The 22,332-nt window shown below is 69.4% G+C and carries 18 protein-coding genes; 7 read left to right on the top strand and 11 right to left on the bottom strand.

Translation table 11 applies throughout. The annotated features are described in order from the left end of the window. Positions 1-5: 5 nt before the first annotated feature. The 4 genes from topA to trhO all read right to left on the bottom strand — a co-directional run bounded on the left by topA (position 6) and on the right by trhO (position 6,282). Positions 6-2,852: a type I DNA topoisomerase gene (gene topA / locus SD455_RS11595; protein ID WP_311023433.1), complete on the bottom strand. Its 2,847-nt coding sequence runs from the start codon at positions 2,850-2,852 to the stop codon at positions 6-8. A gap of 54 nt (positions 2,853-2,906) precedes the next feature. Next, a complete protein-coding gene (locus tag SD455_RS11600) occupies positions 2,907-3,641 on the bottom strand; it encodes an ArsR/SmtB family transcription factor (protein ID WP_083277764.1) in 735 nt (244 codons plus the stop codon). Positions 3,642-3,712: 71 nt separating this feature from the next. Continuing rightward, on the bottom strand, positions 3,713-5,335 hold the full coding sequence (locus tag SD455_RS11605; protein WP_445508198.1) for a DUF7059 domain-containing protein: 1,623 nt from the start codon (positions 5,333-5,335) through the stop codon (positions 3,713-3,715). Next, positions 5,332-6,282: an oxygen-dependent tRNA uridine(34) hydroxylase TrhO gene (gene trhO / locus SD455_RS11610; protein ID WP_445508199.1), complete on the bottom strand. Its 951-nt coding sequence runs from the start codon at positions 6,280-6,282 to the stop codon at positions 5,332-5,334. Before trhO ends, SD455_RS11605 begins: the two co-directional genes overlap by 4 nt. Before the next feature lie 163 nt (positions 6,283-6,445). Between trhO and SD455_RS11615 the strand changes: the two genes are divergently transcribed. The 3 genes from SD455_RS11615 to SD455_RS11625 all read left to right on the top strand — a co-directional run bounded on the left by SD455_RS11615 (position 6,446) and on the right by SD455_RS11625 (position 10,967). Then, positions 6,446-7,150 (top strand): GNAT family N-acetyltransferase, encoded by a 705-nt coding sequence (locus SD455_RS11615; protein ID WP_311023437.1) that lies wholly within the window; start codon positions 6,446-6,448, stop codon positions 7,148-7,150. 289 nt (positions 7,151-7,439) lie between these two features. Beyond that, the gene (locus SD455_RS11620; protein WP_070162220.1) at positions 7,440-8,489 is read left to right on the top strand and encodes a homocysteine S-methyltransferase family protein; all 1,050 of its coding nucleotides are present in this window, start codon (positions 7,440-7,442) and stop codon (positions 8,487-8,489) included. Between the two features lie 78 nt (positions 8,490-8,567). Next, the gene (locus SD455_RS11625; RefSeq protein ID WP_445508200.1) at positions 8,568-10,967 is read left to right on the top strand and encodes a DEAD/DEAH box helicase; all 2,400 of its coding nucleotides are present in this window, start codon (positions 8,568-8,570) and stop codon (positions 10,965-10,967) included. 126 nt (positions 10,968-11,093) lie between these two features. On the opposite strand, the gene SD455_RS11630 is transcribed toward SD455_RS11625, so the two are convergent. The 7 genes from SD455_RS11630 to SD455_RS11660 form a co-directional block, all read right to left on the bottom strand. After that, complete coding sequence (locus SD455_RS11630; protein ID WP_445508201.1) at positions 11,094-13,364, bottom strand: fibronectin type III domain-containing protein; 2,271 nt, start codon at positions 13,362-13,364, stop codon at positions 11,094-11,096. Between the two features lie 328 nt (positions 13,365-13,692). Beyond that, the gene (locus SD455_RS11635) at positions 13,693-14,292 is read right to left on the bottom strand and encodes a methionine ABC transporter permease (protein WP_083277214.1); all 600 of its coding nucleotides are present in this window, start codon (positions 14,290-14,292) and stop codon (positions 13,693-13,695) included. Between the two features lie 74 nt (positions 14,293-14,366). Next, positions 14,367-15,410: a methionine ABC transporter ATP-binding protein gene (locus SD455_RS11640; RefSeq protein WP_070158487.1), complete on the bottom strand. Its 1,044-nt coding sequence runs from the start codon at positions 15,408-15,410 to the stop codon at positions 14,367-14,369. Further along, on the bottom strand, positions 15,407-16,375 hold the full coding sequence (locus SD455_RS11645; RefSeq protein ID WP_311023445.1) for a MetQ/NlpA family ABC transporter substrate-binding protein: 969 nt from the start codon (positions 16,373-16,375) through the stop codon (positions 15,407-15,409). The genes SD455_RS11640 and SD455_RS11645 overlap by 4 nt, the downstream gene beginning before the upstream one ends. Before the next feature lie 638 nt (positions 16,376-17,013). After that, on the bottom strand, positions 17,014-17,874 hold the full coding sequence (locus SD455_RS11650) for a MetQ/NlpA family ABC transporter substrate-binding protein (RefSeq protein WP_445508202.1): 861 nt from the start codon (positions 17,872-17,874) through the stop codon (positions 17,014-17,016). An 89-nt stretch (positions 17,875-17,963) separates the two neighbouring features. Beyond that, positions 17,964-18,671 carry a methionine ABC transporter permease gene (locus tag SD455_RS11655; protein ID WP_445508222.1) on the bottom strand — a complete coding sequence of 236 codons (708 nt, stop codon included), beginning with the start codon at positions 18,669-18,671 and terminating at the stop codon, positions 17,964-17,966. 2 nt (positions 18,672-18,673) lie between these two features. Continuing rightward, positions 18,674-19,729, bottom strand: a complete 1,056-nt coding sequence (locus SD455_RS11660; RefSeq protein ID WP_445508203.1) for a methionine ABC transporter ATP-binding protein — start codon at positions 19,727-19,729, stop codon at positions 18,674-18,676. Between the two features lie 573 nt (positions 19,730-20,302). Here SD455_RS11660 and SD455_RS11665 point away from each other — a divergent pair. The 4 genes from SD455_RS11665 to SD455_RS11680 all read left to right on the top strand — a co-directional run bounded on the left by SD455_RS11665 (position 20,303) and on the right by SD455_RS11680 (position 22,293). Next, the gene (locus tag SD455_RS11665) at positions 20,303-20,926 is read left to right on the top strand and encodes a dihydrofolate reductase family protein (RefSeq protein WP_445508204.1); all 624 of its coding nucleotides are present in this window, start codon (positions 20,303-20,305) and stop codon (positions 20,924-20,926) included. 268 nt (positions 20,927-21,194) lie between these two features. After that, positions 21,195-21,431 carry a DUF4244 domain-containing protein gene (locus SD455_RS11670; RefSeq protein WP_445508205.1) on the top strand — a complete coding sequence of 79 codons (237 nt, stop codon included), beginning with the start codon at positions 21,195-21,197 and terminating at the stop codon, positions 21,429-21,431. 23 nt (positions 21,432-21,454) lie between these two features. Next, positions 21,455-21,886: a TadE family type IV pilus minor pilin gene (locus SD455_RS11675; RefSeq protein WP_445508206.1), complete on the top strand. Its 432-nt coding sequence runs from the start codon at positions 21,455-21,457 to the stop codon at positions 21,884-21,886. Further along, positions 21,883-22,293 carry an Rv3654c family TadE-like protein gene (locus tag SD455_RS11680; protein WP_445508207.1) on the top strand — a complete coding sequence of 137 codons (411 nt, stop codon included), beginning with the start codon at positions 21,883-21,885 and terminating at the stop codon, positions 22,291-22,293. The genes SD455_RS11675 and SD455_RS11680 overlap by 4 nt, the downstream gene beginning before the upstream one ends. The last annotated feature ends 39 nt before the right edge of the window (positions 22,294-22,332 follow it).

Genomic DNA, 22,332 nt, shown 5'->3' on the forward strand with positions numbered 1-22,332 from the left:
GACCCCTACTTCCCCGACCCTGCGGTGGCGGGCTTGGCACTGGAGGACTTCTTCGTCGTCGTGGACTTCGCCCCGGAGGACTTCGAGGACTTCGACGAACCGGACTTCGTGGAGGTGCCGGACTTCCGTGCGCCCTTCTTCGCCGGCGCCTTGGCGCGCTTCTCGGCCAACAGCTCGAAGGCCCGTTCCTTCGTGAGCGACTCCACCGAGGTCCCCCTCGGCACCGTCACGTTCGTCTCCCCATCGGTGACGTACGGACCGAAACGGCCGTCCTTGACCACCACGGGCTTCTCCGAGGTGGGATCCTGCCCGAACTCGGCCAGGGGTGCGGCCGCCTGACGCCGACCCCGCTGCTTGGGCTGGGCGTAGATCGCCTGGGCCTCCTGCAGCGTGATCGTGAACAGCTGCTCCTCCGACTCCAGCGAACGGGAGTCGGTGCCCTTCTTCAGGTAGGGACCGAAGCGCCCGTTCTGAGCGGTGATCTCCTCGCCGTCGGCGTCGACGCCGACCACCCGCGGCAGGGAGAGCAGCTTCAGCGCGTCCTCGAGCGTCACCGTCTCCAGCGACATCGACTTCAGCAGGGAGCCCGTGCGGGGCTTCTCCTTCTTGGGCTTCTTCTTCGGCTTGGGCTTGCCGTTCTTGTAGTACTCGGTGGGCTGGGCGTCCAGATACGCCTGCACCTGGTCCTCGGTCATCTCCTCGATGACCTCGGTGACATAGGGGCCGTAGCGGCCGTCCTTGGCGACGATCTCCCGGCCGGTCTCCGGGTCATGTCCGAGCACCCGGCCGGAGTGCTGGGCCTTCTCGAAGAGCTCCTCCGCACGCTCGGCGGTCAGCTCGTCCGGAGCAAGGTCCTCGGGGATGTTGGCGCGCAGCGGCTCTGCGCCCTCCCCGCCCTCGGGGTTCGGACGCTCCAGGTAGGGCCCGTACCGCCCCACACGCAGGGTGACGCCCTCCGCAATCTCCATGGAGTTGATGGCCCGGGCGTCGATCTCCCCGAGGTTGTCGACGACGTGACGCAGCCCTTCGGCGCCGCTGTCGGCTCCGAAGTAGAAGCCCTGCAGCCACGCCTCCCGCTCGATCTCTCCGCGGGCGATCTGGTCGAGGTCGTCCTCCATGCGTGCGGTGAAGTCATAGTCCACGTAGCGGCCGAAGTGCTCCTCCAGCAGCCGGATCACGGAGAAGGCGGTCCAGGAGGGCACCAGGGCCGCCCCGCGTTTGGTCACGTAGCCGCGATCCATGATCGTGGAGATCGTCGGTGCATAGGTGGACGGGCGACCGATCTCCCGCTTCTCCAGCTCGGCGACGATGCTCGCCTCCGTGTAGCGGGCCGGCGGCGTGGTCTCGTGCCCCTTGGCCCGGACGTCCTCGCCGGTGAGGTTCTGTCCCTGCTCCAGTTTGGGCAGCCGCCGGTCCGAGGATGCGGCGTCGTCCTTCTCCCCCTGCTCCTCGCCCTCGGCGGCGGTCTTCTCCTTGACCTCCTCATAGGCGGCCAGGAAGCCAGGGAAGGTGATGACGGTTCCGGAGGCACCGAACGTGGCGCGCCTCCCGTCGGAGGCCTGACCGGTCAGCCGCACCGAGGCGGTGAAGCCCTTGGCGTCGGCCATCTGCGAGGCGATGGTGCGCTTCCAGATCAGCTCGTAGAGGCGGAACTCCTCCTTGGAGAGCTCCCCGGCCACCTGGCCCGGGGTGCGGAAGTGGTCTCCCGCCGGACGGATGGCCTCGTGGGCCTCCTGGGCGGAGTCGTTCTTCTTGGCGTAGTGCCGAGGCTTCTCCGGCACGGACTCGGGGCCGTAGAGCTCGGAGGCCTGACGGCGCGCCGCGGTGATCGCCTCATTCGACAGCGTCACCGAGTCGGTGCGCATATAGGTGATGTAGCCGTTCTCATAGAGACGCTGGGCGACCTGCATGGTCACGCGGGAGGAGAACCGCAGACGCCGGGAGGCCTCCTGCTGCAGCGTGGAGGTGGTGAAGGCCGGGGACGGCCGGCGGCTGTAGGGCTTCTCCTCGAGGGAGTCGACCTCGAAGCGCGCCTGGGTCAGCCCCTCGGCGAGCGACTCGGCGGCCGTCCGGTCCAGGACGGTGACCTCGGACTTCGACCGGGTGGACTTCAGCGTCCCGCGGTCGTCGAAGTCCGCCCCGGTGGCCACCCGGGCGCCGTCGACGGCGTGGAGCTTCGCGGCGAAGGACTCGCCGGCGTCGGTGGTGAAGGTCCCCGCCAGGTCCCAGTACGAGGCGGGGATGAACGCCATGCGCTCCCGCTCCCGCTCGACCACCAGGCGGGTCGCCACGGACTGCACCCGGCCTGCGGACAGGCCGCGGCCGATCTTGCGCCACAGCACCGGGGAGATCTCATAGCCGTAGAGGCGGTCCAGGATGCGCCGGGTCTCCTGCGCGTCGACCAGGTCCTCGTCGATCTGGCGCACGTTGTCCAGGGCGCGGGTGATCCCCTCCCGGGTGATCTCGGTGAAGGTCATCCGGTAGACCGGCACCTTCGGCTTGAGCACCTCGAGCAGGTGCCACGCGATGGCCTCACCCTCGCGGTCGGCGTCAGTGGCCAGGTAGAGTTCGCTGGCCTCCTTGAGCGCCCGTTTGAGCTCCGAGACCTTCTTCTTCTTGGACTCGGAGATCACGTAGTACGGCTCGAAGCCGTCCTCCGGGTTGACCGCGAACTTCCCGAACGGGCCCTTCTTCATCTCCGCCGGCAGGTCCGAGGGCTGCGGCAGATCACGGATATGCCCGGCCGAGGCGTCCACGATGAAGTCGTCGCCCAGATACTTGGCGATCGACCTGCTCTTGGCCGGCGACTCGACGATCACCAGCTTCTTGCCTGCTGCGGCCTTGGGGGGCACTGCACTCCTCGACGTCGGGTTGGGTGGGCGGCGGTGCTCAATATATCAGTGCCGTCAGACGGCGCCGTCGTCGGCCTCCGACCCCGTCTCATCGGCCCCGTCCCCGGAATCCGCGGGCTCTTCTGGCCCCTCCGGAGCAGCCCGGCGGACCGGCTCCTCGATGGCCGAGACGAAGTAGTGCAGTCGACTGGCCGGGTCCTCCTCAGGGTGCTCCGAGCAGGCCTGCTCGTACTCGGCGACCAGGGCGTAGAGCCGATCCTTGAACTCCTGAGCACGATCCTCATCCAGCGACAGGATGCCCGAAGACAGGATGGGGTGCAGCTCCACCGAGCTGGGACCGCGCTGCTCACGCCGCAGGATCTCGTCCCCGATGCGTCGCTGCAGCGACTTGATCTGCGCGTTGGCGTAGGCGTTCTTGGCGTGCGCCGAGGAGTCGAACCCGGAGATCCGCAGCCGCCGGGCGGCGGCCTGCCAGTACCGGTTGCGTCCGTCCCCGGCATGCTCCACCCGCCGGATGTATCCGTACTTCTCCAATGCCCGCAGGTGGTAGCTCATCGCCGAGGGCGAGATGTCGCACTGGGCCGCCAGTTCCGTGGCTGTGTAGACCCGATGGGTCCCGAAGAGCTCGTCCAGGGCGGTGAGCCGCGCCTCATGGGCGAGCGCACGGATGGCCTGGACGTCCTCGATGACGACCGACGGCGGCAGGTCCTCATGGTCGTGCCCGCTCCTCGGGGCCGCCGGACCTGTCGCGGCGTCATCGTGGTCTGCGAGTGCGGCGCGAGGTGACATGGTGGGAAGTCTAGACGAGCGGATGTGACGCAGACATCATCGCGCGTCATCCGAGGACGCCCGCAGCCGCCTCACGCCTCGGTGAGGAACCCGTCCACGTAGAGCTCCAGGACCTCCTCGCGCAGGGCGGAGGTCAGCTGCTCGACGTCGACCGTCCCGTCGTCCAGCAACGCCCCGACCGCGGTGATGAGCTGCCCGGCCTCGAAGTCCCCATCCGCCGCGCCCAGCACGCCCGCGGCCCCCGAGGACACGGGACGCGCCCGGCGCAGACCGCCGCCCTGACGCGCCAGGATGACCTCCGGGTCCGCGGCGCCGAACCGCTGATGCCGCTCCTCGGTGACGTCCCCGGCGACGACAAGCCGCTGATCCAGCACCGCTGCGGGGTCGGCGGCCGCCGCGAGCGCCCGCTCAGCGGCACGCCCCAGGATCGGGCCGAGCGGCTGATCCACGGGGTGGGTGATCTCCTCCAGCCGCACCCAGGACGGCCCCGCGCCGGCGCGGGGCCGGTGCAGCCAGATCAGGCCGAATCCGACGGCGGTGACGCCACGGGTCGCGAAGTCCTCGACATACTCGGCGTAACGGCGCCGGTAGTCGTCCAGGTCACGCTCCTCGGCCGCGTCGCGCAGCCAGGTCTCCGCATAGCCGGGCCCGTCCTGGAGGTCGCGCTGGACGAACCACGCGTCGAGACCGGCCTCCTGAGCCCAGCCGCGGGGACGCTCCTGCCAGTCCGAGGCCCCATGGACCTCCCAGTTGCCCAGCATCTGGGCGGTCCCACCGGGTGCGAGCACCGCCGGCAGACCCCCGATCAGCTCGGCCATGAGCTCATCGCCGGTGCGGCCGCCGTCGCGGTACGTGTACCGCTCCCCCACGCGGGCCTCGGTGACGCGCGGGGTGATGACGAACGGCGGATTGGAGACCACCAGATCGAAGGTCTCGCCGGCCACCGGGTCCAGCAGGCTCCCGCGACGCAGCTCGACCCGATCGGCCAGCCGGCGCGGGTCCAGGCGCAGCGCGGGCGCATTGAGCAGCAGGTTGAAGCGGGTGAAGGCCAGCGCACGGTCCGAGAGGTCGGTGGCCACCACATGCTCAGCATGGTCCAGCAGATGGAACAGCTGGATGCCGCAGCCGGTGCCGATGTCCAGCGCCCGGCGCACCGGGCGACGGTGGGTGATCGACGCCAGGGTCAGACTGGCCTGACCGACACCGAGCACATGCTCCGCAGGCAGAGGACCGTCCACCTGATGAGCGGAGAGGTCGGAGGTGACCCACAGGTCCGACTCTCCCTCGCGGCCCTGGACCTGATAGGGGCGCAGATCCACCGACGGACGGCAGGTCCCGCCGTCGCGGTGGGCCAGGCCCAGCGTCTGCAGGCCCTCTGCTCCCAGCCGCGGCAGCGCGGCGGAGACGACGTCGGCATCGACCTCCATGTCCAGCAGCCACAGGGCGGTGAACACCGCGCAGGGGTCCGGTCGCTCCTGCTGGAGCAGCCGGGACACCACCAGCTGGCCCGGGGCGATCTGCTCCCGGTCCAGGGCGGCCACGGCCTCGGGACCCAGCAGCTCGGAGACCCGTGCGTTGGTGAACCGGGCGGCCTGAAGCTCGGCACGCAGCACAGCGACGGCGGCAACCGCGGCGTCGCTCTCGGAACGGGGGGCGGGCAGCGCGGCCGCAGCCTCGCGGGACAGGCGGGTCATCGGCGTCGGGGCCTCTCGAGGTGTCCGGAGTTGGGGTCCTGCGGGTGCGCGGCCAGTCGGGCCTCGCAGTCCGCGCAGCGGGTGGTCTCAGGGATGTGGCGGCAGTCCTCGCAGTAGAGCATGAGCGTGGAGCATCCACGGTCCCGACAGTTGTGGAAGGTGCTGGTGGGCCCTCCGCAGGCGGTGCATTCGCCCAGGGTGACGGCCTCCTGGCTGAACCGGGTGTTCATGCGCCCGTCGAAGACGTAGAGCTCACCCTCCCAGTAGCCGGAATCACCGTAGGTCTCCCCGTAGCGGACGATGCCGCCGTCGATCTGATAGACCTCCTCGAAGCCCCGCCGCCTCATCAGCGCGGAGAGGACCTCGCAGCGGATGCCGCCGGTGCAGTAGGTGACCACCGGCTGATCCTTCAGGTGGTCATACTTCCCGGAGTCCAGCTCCGCGATGAAGTCCCGAGTGGTCTCGGTCTCCGGGACGACGGCGTCCTTGAACCGGCCGATCTGGGCCTCCATAGCGTTGCGGCCGTCGAAGAAGGTCACCTCCGCACCGTCGGCTCGCTTGGCCTCCACCAGCTCGTGGACCTGCTGCGGAGTCAAGTGCTCGCCGCCGCCGACCACGCCCTGCTCGTCGACCTCGATCTCCTCCGGGACCCCGAAGGCCACCAGCTCGGGGCGGACCTTGACCGAGAGTCGAGGAAAGTCCGCGGCACCGCCGTCGGACCACTTGAACTCCATGCCGCGGAACGGGCCGTAGGAACGCGTCTGCTTCACGTACTGCTTCACCGCTGAGAGCTCTCCGCCGACGGTGCCGTTGATGCCGTGGGGGGAGACGATGATGCGACCCTTCAGCCCCAGCTCCCGGCACAGCGTGTGCTGCCACAGCCGTACGGCCTCCGGGTCGGACAGCGGGGTGAAGGCGTAGTAGAGGACGATCCGCGAGATGCTCACGGGGCACCAGGATACCGGCGCACACCGACGATCCGGACAGATCCTTCGCCCCTGGTCAGTCGCCCGCAGATCGTGCTGACCACGGGGTTCAGCGCATCGATCTTTATGAACTCGTTGCCGTGGCCCCTCCCACACCCCCGGTCTGAACTCATATAGTCGTCTCATGACTTCCGAGCTGAACGACGCACTCGTCCGCACCTGGGTGACCGGCTGGGCCCGGACCCACGACTACGACGTCGACCACGACGGAGCCGTCCACTCCGCCCTGCGCTCCGGCGATTCGGACGACTGGGAATACGTCCTCCACGCCCCGGACGAGACCGCTCTGCGCCAAGTCATCTCGGCGGTCACGAAGAGCCCGGGGCGACTGCTGACGCTGATCGCCGAGCCCGGCGACGAGTCCCTGAAGGACTCCATCAACGGCCTCGAGCGCATCAGCGACGAAGAGAAGCTGATGGTCGTCGACATGGGCACCCAGGACGTCGAGGACCCCATCACCCCGGAGGGCTACACCACCACCCGGGAGGACTTCGACGGCTGGACCCTGTTCACCGTCTGCTCCGGCGACACCGTAGCCGCCCGCGGGCGCGTCGCCGTCGTCGACGAGTACGCCGTCCTGGACCGCATCTACACCAATCCCGACTTCCGCCGTCAGGGCCTGGGCACGTTCGTGACCCGCGCCCTGGTGGCCATCGCCCTGGAGGGCGACGTCGAGGAGGGCCTGCTGGTGGCCAACGCCGAGGGCCTGGAGCTCTACGAGTATCTGGGCTGGACGCTGCTGGGCGACGTCTACGTCTACGGCGCCCCGGGCAGCGAACGCATCCGCCCCTCGCACTCCCAGTTCGACGACCTCAAGAGCGAGGCCTGAGCCTCCGAGCGTTCCTGCGCGGCGGCACCGCCGCGCCGACCTGAGGGCCGTCTCCTGCGGCTCCGCCCTTCCCGGCGGAGCTCCGTAGGGGACGGCCCGTCGTCGTCTGGAGCCGCCTCCTCCCGATCCTCCGTGTCACTCTATGAACATAATTCCCATCGACGTGATCATTCTTGTAGAGTCGGCGTCACCGCCACGACAGATCGACCCACCCGGCCGGAGACGCGAGGCCTCGCATCGGCCGCTCCCACCCGTGGCACGTCACATCCCATGACTGAGAGGAGCGGTGATGACCGCCCAGCCATCGTTCACAGACCGACTCGACGCCGGACCGGTGATCTGCGCCGAAGGGTTCCTCTTCGAGCTGGAACGCCGTGGATACCTCACCGCCGGGGAGTTCGTCCCCGAGGTGGCCCTCGAGCACCCCGACGCGCTGCGAGCGCTGCACGTGGACTTCCAGCGCGCCGGCTCCGACGTCGTCGAGGCCTTCACGTACAACGGACACCGCGAGAAGATGCGCGTCATCGGCAAGGAGGAGCTGCTCGAGCCGCTGAACCGCGCAGCCCTGCAGATCGCCCGCGAGGTGGCCGACGCGCGCCCCGGCGACCTCATGGCCGGCAACATCTCCAACTCCAACATCTGGGACCCCGCCGACCCCGCCAAGCAGGCCGAGGTGCGCGGAATGTTCGAGGAGATGGTCGGCTGGGCCGTCGAGGAGGGCGCCGACCTGATCATCGGGGAGACCTTCTACTACGCCGGCGAAGCGCTCGCCGCCCTGGAGATCGCCCGCTCCGCCGAGCTGCCGGTGGTGCTCACGCTGGCGCCGATGGCCTTCGAGGAGATGGCCGACGGCCTGGGCGTGGTGGAGACCTGCCAGCGCCTGGAGCAGGCCGGGGCCGACGTCGTCGGCCTGAACTGCTTCCGCGGCCCAGCCACCATGATGTCCTGGCTGCGACAGATCCGCGAGGCCGTGTCCTGCCACGTGGGCGCGCTGCCGATCCCCTACCGCACCACCGAGGCGGAGCCCACCTTCTTCAACCTCTCCGACGACGGCGCCGCCGTTCCCTCCCCGCATGGCCGTACCTTCCCCACCGCGCTGGACCCGCTCTTCACCAACCGCTATGAGATCGGTGCCTTCGCCGCCGAGGCGCACGCCCTGGGGATCAACTACCTCGGCGTGTGCTGCGGAGCGTCCCCGATGCACATCCGCCAGGTGGCCGAGGCGGTGGGCCGCACCACCGAGGCCAGCCGCTACTCGGAGCGCATGGAGAACCACTTCATGTACGGCTCCCATGACCGGCTGCCCGAGCACATCGCGGAGCTCGGCTCCAGGGCCTGACGACAGGGGCCGACGACGGGCCCGGGCGGCCGGGCCTCAGACGGCGACTGCGGCGGCGGGGCGAGTACCCTGAACGGGATGACCCGCCCCGCCGCCGACCCCGCTGACGACGTCGCCGAGGACCCCTCCGCCGCACTCACGCTGCTGCGCCGCGCCGGACTGCCCGCCACGGTCAGCGACGAGGGCCCGCTGCGCCACGTCCGCACCCTCGAGGCCCGCACCGCCCGCACCGCGCCCTGGCCCGAGTGGGTTCCGGAGCCGCTGGCGCAGGGCTACGCCGGCGTCGGCATCGGACAGCTCTACACGCATCAGGTCGACGCCGCCGAGGCCCTGCGGGCCGGACGGCACACGATCCTGGCCACCGGCACCGCCTCCGGCAAGTCCCTGGGCACCCAGCTGCCCGGTCTGGCCGCCGTGCTCGCCGAGGGCGGCACCGTCCTCTACCTCTCCCCCACCAAGGCCCTGGCCGCCGACCAGCTCGACGCGCTCACCGAGCTCGCCCGCCAGGTGGACCACGCCCTGGCCGACAGCGAGACGCACACCGCCGACGGCGGGATCCGCGCCGCCTCCTATGACGGCGACACCGACCCCGAGGAGCGCCGCTGGGTGCGTCAGCACGCCAACGTGGTGCTCACCAACCCGGACATGCTCAACGTGGGCATCCTGCCCAACCACCGGGCCTGGGCCCGCTTCCTGGCCCGCCTGCGACTGGTCATCATCGATGAGGCGCACAGCTGTCGCGGCATCTTCGGCTCCCACGTGGCCCTGCTGCTGCGCCGGCTGCGCCGCGTGGTGGCCCACTACCGCCGGGGCGCCGAGCCCGTCTTCGCCGCAGCGTCGGCGACCAGCGGCGATCCGGCGTCGTCGTTCTCCCGCCTCATCGGGGTTCCCGCCGAGGAGGTCACCGCTGTCACCGAGGACGGCTCGCCCCACGGAGCCGTGGACGTCTACCTGTGGGAGTCCACGCTCTCCGAACACACCGGCGACGGCGGCGCCCCGCTGAAACGCAGCCTCACCGTGGAGGCCGCCGACATCCTCACCGACCTCATGGTGGCCGGGCACCGGACGCTGGCGTTCATCAAGTCCCGGCGCGGCGCCGAGACCATCGCCCGGATCGCCGCCGACAACCTGGCCGAGATCGACACCGACCTGCTGGGACGCGTGGCCGCCTACCGATCCGGGTACCTGAAGGAGGAGCGGCGCACCCTGGAGGACGCGCTGCGCGACGGCCGGCTCCTCGGCGTCGCCTCCACCCCTGCATTGGAGCTGGGCATCGACATCTCCGGTCTGGACGCGGTGATCATCGCGGGCTGGCCCGGCACGCGAGCCTCCTTCTTCCAGCAGCTGGGACGCGCCGGGCGCTCCGGGCAGCGCGGGGCCGCATTCTTCATCGCCGGGGACGACCCGCTGGACTCCTACCTGTTGGAGCACCCGGAGGCGATCTTCTCCGCGAAGGTGGAGGACGCCGTCATCGACCCCTCCAACCCGCATGTGGCCGCCCCGCACCTGCTGGCCGCCGCGCAGGAGCTGCCGCTGACTCTGGACGACGTCGAGCTGTTCGAACCCGGCCGATGGCTGATCGACGCGCTCACCGAGCAGGGACATCTGCGACGCCGACCGCGCGGCTGGTTCTTCGCCCACGACGACGCCTCCGCCGCCGACTGGGTGCGCCTGCGCTCCGACGGCGGCGGGCCGTACACGATCGTCGACGCCGAGGACGGCTCGGTGATCGGCGACATGGGGGCCGCCCAGGCTCAGCCGCAGGCGCACCCCGGGGCCGTGTACGTGCACCAGGGCCGCACGTTCATCGTGGAGGACCTGGCCACAGACGACGGCGTGGTGCTGGTCTCCCGGGCGAACCCGCCGTACTACACCCAGGCCCGAGAGACCACCTCGATCGAGGTGCTCGAGACCTCCGCCTCCCAGGCGTGGGACCGGTTCGGGCTGCATCTCGGGCAGGTGGAGGTGACCTCAGCCGTCGTCGGGTTCCAGCGCAAGGCGCTGGGCACCTCCGAGGTCCTCTCCGACGAGCCGCTGGACCTGCCGCCGTCGCGCCTGCAGACCCAGGCGGTGTGGATCACCGCGCCGGAGACTGCGCTGGCCGCCGCCGGGGTGGTGCCCGAGCAGGTTCCCGGGGCCCTGCACGCCGCGGAGCACGCGATGATCGGACTGCTGCCGCTCATCGCCTCCTCCGACCGATGGGACATCGGCGGGGTCTCCACCGCGCTGCACGCCGACACCGAGCAGCCCACGATCTTCGTCTACGACGGGCATCCCGGCGGGGCCGGGTTCGCCGAGCGCGGGCACGCGGCAGTGCGGGAGTGGATCGCCGCGACCGCGCAGACCATCCGTGACTGCGCCTGCGAGACCGGGTGCCCCTCCTGCGTGCAGTCCCCCAAATGCGGGAACCGAAACTCGCCGCTGGAGAAGATCGCCGCACTGCACCTGCTGGAGGCTCTGCTGGCGGCGGCCCCGTAGACGCGGCGCGACCCGCGTTGGCTCCGGCAGACACGTCTGTCCCCGTCGTCTTCGTCTTTCCCCACCGGGTTTCACGGGGACAGACGAAGACGACGGGGACAGACCGCGCGTCGGAGGGGGCTCAGCTCACTCGCAGAGGTTGAGCTCCGAGTCGATCAGCGTGATGTTCTCCGCGGTGATGTTCTCTCCGCACGGACTCTCGTTGATCGCCGTGTCTTCCAGAGTGAGGTTCGCGAACCGGATGTCCGAGGTGTTGGCGAACTCGCTGCGCGCCGAGATGCGCAGGTCGCCCGGCCCCGAGACGTAGCCCTCTTCGCTGGCCACTGTGATGTTGTGGCAGTTCTCGATCAGCATGGCGTTCGACCCGGTGTCCCGGATCTCCAGGGTCTCGATCTCCACGCCGCCGGACTCGGAGACGCAGAAGAACCCGCGGCCGCCGCCGTCGGCGATCAGCTCCCCGACCCGGATGTTGGTGGGGTACTCGCCGTCGATCTGCCCGTTGCGGTTCGCCGTCCGGAAGGTCGCGTATCCGGTGCCGGCCGCCGCACCGTCACCGACGATCCGTTCGATGTCGGCGTTGACCGTGTCATTGAGAAGCAGACCGGCATGCCCGGTGTCGACCGCGGTGACGGTGCCGATGGTCAGCCCGTCCACCCCGTAGGTCTCCACGCCGTGGGTCTGCGTGCCGGAGACATAGACGTCATCGATGGTGATGTCACGGGCCTCACGCACCGAATCGTCGTCGCGGCTGTCGATCCGCATCCCGTGGCCCCCGGAGAGCCGCAGGTCCATCTGCCCGAAGTGCACGTCCGAGGAGGTGCGCAGATACACGCCGAAGTTCGGGTTGCCGGTGACGGACAGGAACGGCACGGCGACGTCCTCAGCGTGCCGGATCCGCACCACACCGGTGTGGTCCTCGTAGCTGAAGTTCGACTCATTGCCGGCCACGTGGATGGTGCCGCACACCGAGAAGGAGGTGTGACTCGGAAGGTCGACGGCGGCGTCCGCGGTCATGGTGCCTGAGCCGCGGACCACCACGGACTCCTGCTCCGTGCGGCCCTCGGTGAGACTGTCGACGGCGGCCTGCATGGCCTCGACCATCGCATAAGTCTCCAGCACGGTCTCGCCGTCATTGACCGCCCGCCAGGTGTCCCCGTGGCGGGTCACGACGGCGTCAGCGCCGTCAGTGGTGCACTCCTCGAAGGGATTGCCGTTGTCCCCGCGGGCGGTGACCGGCGCCAGCAGGGGATCGGGCCGCTCCGAGACACCGCCGGGGTTGACGGCGAGCACGGTGTAGTACCAGTTGTGTTCGGCCTCGCCCGGCGAGGTGTGGGTGGTGTCCGTGGTCTCCGCGATGCGTTCGAAGCCCCGGTCAGCGTTCAGCGAGCGGTAGACGTGGTACTCGTCCGCCGCATCGTCACCGGTCCAGGAGATGGTGGTCCGCGACGGGTTCGCCTTCTCCAGCGCGAGGTCCTGCGGCGCTGACGGGGCGGCGACCTCCGGATCCACGATGGAGACGGTCAGGACCTCGCTGTGCCCGGACTCCGCCCCGGCGGCGCTGGTCTGGGTGACCGCGTAGTCATAGGAGTAGCCCAGCTCCACGTCCTCATCGAGGAGACTGGTGCCCTCGGTGCTGCCCACCGCCTGGAAGTCCTGCTCCCCGTGGGCGGAGCGATAGAGCGTGTACGCGGCGGCGCCGATGGCCTCGTCCCAGGCCAGGGTGGCCGACGGCGGTTCGGTGCTCACCTCGGCGGCCTCCAGCCCGGTGGGCGGGGCCACCTGGGAGATCTCGACGCCGTTGAACCGCCCGTCCCCGAAGACCTCCAGCACCAGGGAGCCGTCGGTGACCTCCGTGTAGACGCTGTGCTCGGCGTACTCCCCGCTGCCGCGTGGGCTCAGGCTGCCCTGAAACTCCCCCTGGACCGTGAGCTGGGTGTTGTTGGAGGCGATCTCATCACCGGAGATGACCGTGACGTGATACTCGCCGTCGGGGAGATCCACCTGGAACTGCTCGCCTCCGGCCAGGACGAAGTCGCGGCGCATGGCATCCGGCGCGCCACGATCCCGGCAGGCGACCGGGGCGCTGAGCCCGAAGCCGGACTCGGCGTCGTAGAGCGTGGACTCGGTGACCTCGTGATGGCCTTCGGCGACCGGCCCGCCGGCGCAGCCGAAGTCGAAGGCCAGCACCTCGCCCGGCGGGATGCCGTCTGCTGGCTGGATCGCGGATGCGGGGCTGGTGGTCGCCGTGTTCGTGGCGGTGCTGGCCGCCGTGCTGGAGGCGACTCCCAGCGGCGCCAGCAGGGCCAGCGCGGCCGCCGTCGCCAGCGCGCTGCGGCGCCTGCCGCGGGTACTCGTCCTACCCAGAGGCCGGGGCCTCGGTGTCGATGCGCTCGACATGCTCAACTCCCTCAGTAAAGCGGTCGGGTGATTCACGTCACGTATTGAAACGTTGCAATGACCCTATGGAAGGCGCTCGCCAGGTACAACGCAGATGCGCAATGGGTATCACTGAGAGAGTCCGTGCACGTCAGAGTCATCGCTGAAGCGCACGAGTGAGGTGGAGCGGGCAGTGGGGCCGGCGCCGTCACGCCCCGTCCTGATCACAGATCCTCCTCAAGATTCTCGGGGTTCTGCGATCAGAACGGGGCGACAGCACCAGACGACGGCGGAGCCCCCGACACAGCAGCACCCCTGCGGCACATGCCGCAGGGGCGCGCCTGGCCCATCAGCGGCGCATGACCTTCCGGGCCGCCCAGTTGCCGATGATCTGCAACGACTGCACGAAGATGATGACCACGATGACGGCCAACCAGGTCACCTCCGGACGGAACCTGTTGTACCCCTCGACGATCGCGAAGTTGCCGATCCCGCCGCCGCCGATGATGCCGGCGAGGGCCGACATGTCGGTCAGGGCGATGATCACGAAGGTGTAGCCCAGGATCAGCGGTCCCAGTGCTTCGGGCAGCATGACCGTCATGATGATGCGTGTCCGCGAGGCTCCCATGGCGCGGGCCGCCTCGATGACACCCGGGTCGATGGAGACCAGGTTCTGCTCCACGATGCGCGCGATCGCGAACGTGGAGGCCCAGATCATCACGAAGATCACGGCATCATTACCGATACCCTTGCCCACCACGGAGATCGTGACCGGCTGGAGCGCCGCGATGAGGATCACGAACGGGATCGGGCGGATGAGGTTGACGACGAAGTTCGTCAGCAGCCACACCGGCCGGTTGGCGAGCAGGCCGCCGTCACGGGTGGTGTACAGCGTCACGCCGATGGCGAGGCCGATGAGACCGGCGAAAACGAAGCTCCACGCCACCATGTAGATGGTGTCCCCGATGGCCTCCAGCAGCGTCGGCCCGTAATAGGACCAGTCCAGGTCGCGGTACGTCTCGATCACGCCGCCACCTCCTGGACGGCGCCGGCCGCAGACAGCGCCCCGACGAACTGCTCCACTGCGTCGGACTCACCGGTCAGGGCCAACGTGAGCAGCCCGTAGGCGGCGTCCTTGGTGGTGTTCATTCCCCCGTGGACGATCTCGAAGCCCACCCCATGTTGACCGGCTTGGCCGAGCACACTCCCGACGGCCACCGAGTCCTTCAATGAGACGGTGACGAGCCGCCCCGAGGTGTGCTGCCGGATGCGCAGCACGTCCTCCGGCGACGGTCGGTCCTTCAATGCGGCCCCGACGAAGCTGGCCTCCTCCCCGTCACGTGGATTGGAGAAGATGTCATAGACGTGGCCGGATTCCACGATTCTGCCGCGATCCATGACGGCCACCCGGTCCGCAATGGCACGGATGACCTCCATCTCATGCGTGATCGCGACGATGGTGATCCCCAACTCCTCGTTCGCGCGACGCAGCAGAGCGAGGACCTCCGCCGTCGTGGACGGATCCAGGGCCGAGGTCGATTCGTCTGCCAGCAGGATGTCCGGTTTGGCGGCCAAGGCTCGGGCGATGCCGACGCGCTGCTTCTGGCCGCCGGAGAGTTCCTCCGGATGTTGGTCAGCCTTGTCGGCCAGGCCGACGAACTCCAGCAGCTCGGACACCCGAGCCTGCCGATCGGCCTTCTTCCATCGAGCCACCTTCAACGGGTAGCCGACGTTGCCGGCCACCGTGCGGGAATGGAAGAGGTTGAACTGCTGGAAGACCATGCCGATCCGGGACCGCACCTTGCTGAGCCGGCCTTCGGACAGTGCAGAGATCTCCTCTCCGAGGACGTGCACCGAACCGGATGTGGGCTTCTCCAGTCCGTTGATCATCCGGATGAGCGTGGACTTCCCCGCCCCAGAGAATCCGATGACGCCATACACCTCGCCACGGTCCACATGCAGAGAGACGTCGTCGACCGCCGTGACGGCCTTCTCCCCCTTCCCGAACCTCCGGGTGACGTGGCGAAACTCGATCAGCGGGTCGGCGCCCGCGGCGCCGCCGCTCATTCGTCCTCGTCCTCGTCGGTCTCTGCGTCCTCGGCGTCGGTCGCGTCACCGCGGAGGAAGTCCTCGTACTCCTGCAGACCAGCTTCGAGCTCCTCGATGCTCGGGTCGGCAGGCACCGAAGTGTCCTCGGAGATCTCGGCCGCCGAGTCCAGGACACGCTGGTCGTGATAGAGGGCAGCGATCTCCCGGAGGGCCTCGTTGTCTCGGTCTTCGTCCCGGACCACGAACCCGTTGATGTAGGGGAACGCCTCCGGGTCCTCCGGATCATCAGCGAACAGGGCGGTGTTGGGGTCGATGCCGGCGTCGTTGATGAAGCTGTTGTTGATCACCGAACCCTCCACCGACTGCAGGGCGTTGACGGTCTGCGCGGCGTCGACCGGGTGCACGGAGACGGTGGAGGCGTCCTCGTCGATGTCCGCGGGACGGGGCTCGGGCACGTCGTTCTCCAGGACGACGAGCCCGGCGGCCACCAGCACGTTGATGCCTCGAGCCTGGTTGATCTCGTCATTGGCGATGGCCACGGTGTCCCCGTCCTGGAAGTCCTCCACCGAGTCATACGTCTCGGAGTACAGGGACAGTGGGACGATCTCCGTGCCGCCGATCATGGTGAGATCGTCATCGTTGTTGACGTTGTAGTTGGCCAGGTAGGCGATGTGCTGGAACCAGTTGGCGTCGAGGTCTCCGTTGCTCAATGCCGTGTTGGGGACGTTGTAGTCGTCGAAGTTGACGATCTCCACGTCATAGCCGAGTTCCTCGGCGGCGATGTCGGCCAGGAGCTGGTTGGTCTCGTCCTGGGCGGTCACACCGATGCGGAAGGTCTCGTCGTCGGCTGCGTCGTCACCTCCGCCGAAGACGGTGCAGCCGGTGGCCGTCAGGGCGATGGTGAGGCCCAGCGCGGTCAGAGAGAAGGCGGTCCGACGGGGGCCGCGGACGGTGGAGCCGACAGGTGTGGTGAACGGGATCATGAGCGTGTGCTCCTTCGATGAGCCGGGGTGGAATCTTGCGTGGCTCCTCCAAGGAGCCGGGCCCGTCGGACCTGGCCGGGGCAGGGCGAGGTCTTGGCAGGCGAAGTCCGTGACGGATCGTCAGCGGGACGGAAGGCGCCGTCGTCGCGGCGAGCATCGAGCCCGGGAGAGTTCCTTTCATGCTGCTCTTGCCCCATCCGGTCTGCGACGGCCACTGTGAGGCCGCGGCGCTGAGAGGGGCCGCTTCGTGATCCGAGACCACCCGTGAACATGGGGTTGGCGAGCGACCGCTGGCGGATCATGGAGGGCGGGCGCCCTCCGGTCGCTGCTCGTGAAGCATCTCCACTGTAACCGACCGGCCCCGGAGTGAGTGGAGGTCTGCCGCAGAAGGTCACGGGCCCGGATCGGGCCGCCGGTCTGACCGGGCCGGCGCCGTCCCGCCCCGTCCTGATCACAGATCCTCCGCAAGATTCTCGGGGTTCTGCGATCAGGACGGGGCGACAGCACCAGACGACGGCGGGTGGACGCGCAGAGGCCCCCGCACCGGTCGGTGCAGGGGCCTCCGTCATGAGACCTCGGCTCAGCGCGGTGCCGCTCCAGTCTGCGCTGAATCGTTCAGCTCAGTGCGCCTCAGCCGATCAGAACGCCGGGGCGACCTCACCGTCGGGCCAGGTCTCCTCGATGAAGTCACGGACCTCGTCGGAGTGCAGCAGCTCGTCGAGCTTCAGCAGATTCTCGTCCTCCTCGGTGCCCTCACGCACGGCCAGGAAGTTGGCGTACAGGCTGCCCTCGGGGTCCTCCACCAGCAGGCTGTCCTGGGTCGGGGAGAGCCCGATCTCCAGGGCGTTGTTGCCGTTGATCACGGAGGCGTCGACGTCGTCCAGGGTGCGCGCCAGGGAGGCGGCGTCGGCCTCGATGAACTCGAACTCGGACGGGTTGTCCGCGATGTCGTTGATGGTGGCCTCGGCCGGGTCCACGCCGTCGGCGAGGCCGATCAGCCCGGCATCGGCCAGCATCGCCAGGGCGCGGCCCTGGTTGGAGGGGTCGTTGTTCACGCCGATCTGGCCGCCCTCAGGCAGGTCCTCGATGCTGTCGTGACGCTCGGAGAACAGCGCGAAGGGCTCCACGTGGACGCCGTCGTAGTGCGCCAGCTCATAGCCCTGGCCCTCCACCTCGGACTCCAGCCACGGCTGGTGCTGGAAGTAGTTGGCGTCGAGCTCTCCGGCGACCAGGGCCGGATTGGGCTCGGTGTAGTCCTGGTACTCGACGACCTCAAGGTCCAGACCGGCGTCGGCGGCCAGCTCCTCGTCGATGAAGCGCAGGATGTCGCCCTGCGGGACGGGGGTCGCCCCCACGGTGAGGGTGACGGTGCCGTCCTCGTTCTCGGTGCCGACGGCGACCTCGTCGTCGGCGAAGAGGCCGCAGCCCGTCAGGGCGAGCGCAGAGACCCCGACGACGGCGGAGAGGCGCAGAGCGCGTGAAGTGTGCGGAGATGCCATGGAACTGCCTTTCTGTATGCGAGTGAGAGATGCGATGGCCGGTGCAGGGCCGGCGCGGGTCAGCGGTGGTCAGCCTTGGTCAGCGTTGGTCAGCGGTGGTCGATTCCGCGGGCGACCCGGTCGCCGGCCCATTGGACCAGCGCCACGATGATCACCAGCAGGATCACGCAGGCGAGCATGGTGTCGCCCTGATACCGCTGATAGCCGTAGTTGTAGGCCAGCGCCCCGAGCCCGCCGCCGCCGATCGCGCCGGCCATGGCGGTGTAGCTGATCAGCGCCACCACGGTGACGGTGAAGCCGCCCACGATGCCCGGCAGGCCCTCACGGACCTGCACCTGGCGCATGATGTGCCCCGAGGAGGCGCCCATCATCTTCACGGCCTCCACCTTCCCGGAAGAGACCTCGCGCAGCGCGTTCTCCACCAGGCGCGCGAAGAACGGGATGGCTCCGATGGACAGCGGCACGACGGCGGCCTGCCAGCCCAGCGCGGTGCCCACCATGAAGCGGGTGAACGGGATGAGCGAGATCATCAGCACGATGAACGGGATGGACCGGCCGATGTCCACGACCAGGGACACCACCCGATAGACGGGGGCGTTCGGAGAGAGCCCCTTGGGCCCGAGGTTGTGCAGCAGGATGCCCAGCGGCAGCCCGAAGAGCGCCACGATGACGGCCGTGGCCGCCGTCATGAAGATCGTCTCCAGGACGGCGTCCGGCAGTTGGTTGTGGAAGACGGGGTTGTCCAGGAAACGCCCCGAGGCCAGCGGGGTCGCGGCGGCGAGACCGGATGCGGTGATGCTCACTGGTTCTCCTCCTGCTGCTCGGCGCGGGCGTCGTCCTCTTCATGCGCAGCCCGCTCAGCCTCCACCTCGGCGCCGGTGGTCAGCTCGGCGTGGATGCCGTGGTCACGCAGCACCGCCGCGATCTGCTCGGCCTCGGCGCGGGTGGTCGGCTTGATGTGCAGACGGCCGACCTGACGGCCCTGGATGGTCTCGATGGTGCCGGCTTCGACACGGGCGTCGAGCCCTTGGGAGGACAGCAGGGAGAACAGCTGGCCGACGTCGGCCAACTGGCTGCTCTCGGCCATCAGCGCCTCCACCAGGGTGTCGCCGGGCCGCAGCGCCGCCGTCGGAGGAAGAGAGATGAGCTCCTTCGACAGCGGGGAGCCGGTGTCCTGGATGACGTCCAGCAGGGCGCCGGAGCGCTCGATGCGACCCTCGGAGAGCAGGGAGACGGAGTCGCAGATCTCGCGGACCACGGACATCTCATGGGTGATGATGATGACGGTGATGCCCAGCCGGTCCCGCAGCCGGCGGATCAGCTCCAGGATCTGCCGCGTGGTGCCGGAGTCCAGGGCGGAGGTGGGCTCGTCGCACAGCAGCACCCGCGGCTCGGCGGCCAGCGCCCGGGCGATGCCGACCCGCTGCTTCTGCCCGCCGGAGAGCTGGGCAGGATGGTTGCGACGACGATCGGCCAGTCCGACCAGCTCCAGCAGCTCCTCGACGCGGCGCTTCCGTTCCTTGGCCGGCACCCCGGCGATCTCCAGCGGGTGGGAGATGTTCTTCTCCGCGCTGCGGGAGTCCAGCAGGTTGTGATGCTGGAAGACCATGCCGATGCTGCGGCGTGCCTTCATGAGGGCGGCACCCCGGGCCTGGCCGAGGTCGACGCCGTCCACGCTGATGCTGCCCGAGGTCGCCGGGTCGAGCCCGGTCAGGCAGCGGATGAGGGTGGACTTGCCGGCGCCGGAGCGGCCGACGATGCCGTGGATCTCCCCATCCGGGATGGTGAGGTTCACCGAGTCGAGCGCGGTCACCCCGCCGGGGTAGACCTTGCTGACGTCTGTCAGTTCGATCATGCGGACTCCATGGATTCTGGGTGTGGGCAGGCGCCCTTGTGAGGCGTGGCTCCTGCACGGCGGCCCGGCGCGAGGCCGGGCACAGGTCTGGGCATGTGCGCGTCGCCGGGCGCAGGTCGTGGGCCCACGGTGACGCGGAGAGATGGAGTGTCAGTGGGGCGGGCATCTGGCTGTGCCGGCCTCATCGATCCTTTCGTCGCTGCTCTTGCCCGTTCCATCCAGAGCTGGGGACCAGCGAGAACGGGCCGCTTCTGTCGATCCTGACCACCCGTGAACATGGGGTTGGTGAGTGACCTGTCGTGGATCGGTCGGGGCCGCGTGGCCCCGGGTCACTGCTCGTGAAGCATCTTTCAGCCTAGCGGAACCCGAGGAGCTCCGTCATGCCCACCGGTGCGCCGTCGTCGTGCGGCGTCACAGATGATGCTCGGATCACAGCGTCGGCGGTCGATCTGACCTGATCTCACCGGGCGACGGCGACGAGGCGGCAGGTCTTCGACAGCGGCCGAGCCTGTTCTAGGATCAGCGCAGACGGACGGCCGGGCACAGGTCAGGAGCACAGGTCAGGAGCACAGGATGAACCAGCCAGAGGCTCAGGGTGTGGTGCATGCCCAGGTCCATGTGACTCTGGACGGCGTCATCCAGGCCAACGGCGGCCCCACTCCGCAGGACGGGGACTATCCGTACGCCGGGTGGCAGAGCCCGTATTGGAACGCGGCGGCGGCCGAACGCCTGGTGGCGGACATCGAAGCCTGTGACGCCCTGCTGCTGGGACGGGTCACCTATGACATCTTCCGCGGCTACTGGCCCGAGGCCGACGGGGCGATCGCCGAGGTGTTCAACGGCGTGCCGAAGTACGTCGCCTCCCGGCGTGGAGCCGAGCTGACCTGGAAGGACAGCACCCAGCTGACTGACCTCGCCGCAGAGGTGGACACCCTGCGCACTCGGCACCGCGAGATCCACGTCTGGGGCAGCGGGGACCTGCTGCGGACCCTGTTCCGCCTGCATCTGGTGGACCGGCTCACCCTGTGGGCCTGCCCGGTGGTGTTGGGCCAGGGCAAGCGGCTCTTCCCCGACGGCGCCCCGCCCCTCCGACTGCAGGCGCTGGCCCCGCCGGAACAGTTCGACGCCGGAGTGGTGCGGCATCGCTTCGCCTGCCTGGACGAACCGCCCGCACCACGGGTCCGCGACGCTGACTGAACGATGCTGACTGAACGATGCTGGCTGAACGATGCTGACTGAACGATGCTGGCTGAACGATGCTGGCTGAAGGAGGTCGGACCCTCCTCGCCGCTCGTCTCCACCCCAGACTCCTCCACAGCTGCACATCCGCCGGTGGGACACGCGGAGGTCTCCACAGCGCACCGCTGCGCCCTTCTGCGCCCGCCCTCCGAGCGTCAGGATCGAGGGACCGCCCGGGTCCACGGGCGGAGCCGTCGAACCGCAGGAACTGGAAGGACTGATCACCATGGCGTCACTCATCAAACCCGCCCCAGCCGCCCATCCGCCCGGGGAGCACCGCGACTCCGGAACGGAGGAGCTCCTCCGCGAGCTGCATCAGGAGGAGGACGGGCTCGCCACCGCGGAGTACGGCATCGTCATGCTGGCGGCCGTCGGTTTCGCCGGACTGCTGGTGGCGGTGCTGTCCTCCGGAGAGGTCCGGGAGATGCTCGCCGGCATCGTCCAGCGGGCCCTCACCCTCTGATCAGACAGCCAGAGGTGCAGCCGATGCGAGTGGAGGACGATGGGGGCCGGCCCAGGAGCCGACCCAGGGGCCGAGCCCCGGGGATCCACGACGACGGCGCGGTGAGCGGGGAGTTCGCGGCCGCGCTCCCAGCCGCCGTCCTGATCCTCACGCTGCTCCTCGGACTGGGCATGCACGCGGCCGCGCAGGTGACCCTCGAAGAGGGCGCCCGCGCGGCCGCTCGGGAGCTGGCCCGCGGAGAGACCGAAGCCTCCGCCCAGGCCGCCGTCCGTCGGGTCGCCGGAGAATCGGTGCAGGTCAGCATCTCCCGCGACGGGGAGCACGCCCGGGTGAGGCTCAGCCGGCCGGTGCAGCTTCTCGGCCTGCTGGAGCTCTCTGCCGTGCAGACAGCCGATGCCTCGGCCCGCGTGGAGCAGCCCTCCCTGGGCGATGCGGTTCCGGGTGGCCCACCATGATCGCCCATCACGAGGAGCATGGCTCCGGGACGGTGCTGGTCCTGGCGGCGATCGCAGCGCTGGTGATGCTCATCGGGGTGGTCCATGTGGTCGGCGCCGCCGCCGTGGCCGCGGCGCAGGCCGCCCGCGGGGCAGATCTCGCCGCCCTCGCCGCAGCAGATTCCGCCCGGGGCCTCACCACCGGGGACCCGTGCACCGTGGCCGACGACGTCGCCACCCGGAATGGCGTGATGCTGCGGCACTGCGTGATCACCGGAGACCACGGCACCGAGGCCGTGGTGGAGGTGGTGGTCCCGGTCCTGCCGAAGCTGCTCGGGCCGGGCGCGGAGCCCCCGGGCTCTGCCGGCGGCGGGTGGGAGGCTGTCGGCAGCGCACGAGCCGGGCCGCCGGCGGATGCCTGGGGCTGAGGTGATGCGTCCACGGAATGCAGCAGCTGGAACCCGGGG

The sequence above is a fragment of the Nesterenkonia sp. K-15-9-6 genome, from assembly GCF_052656005.1.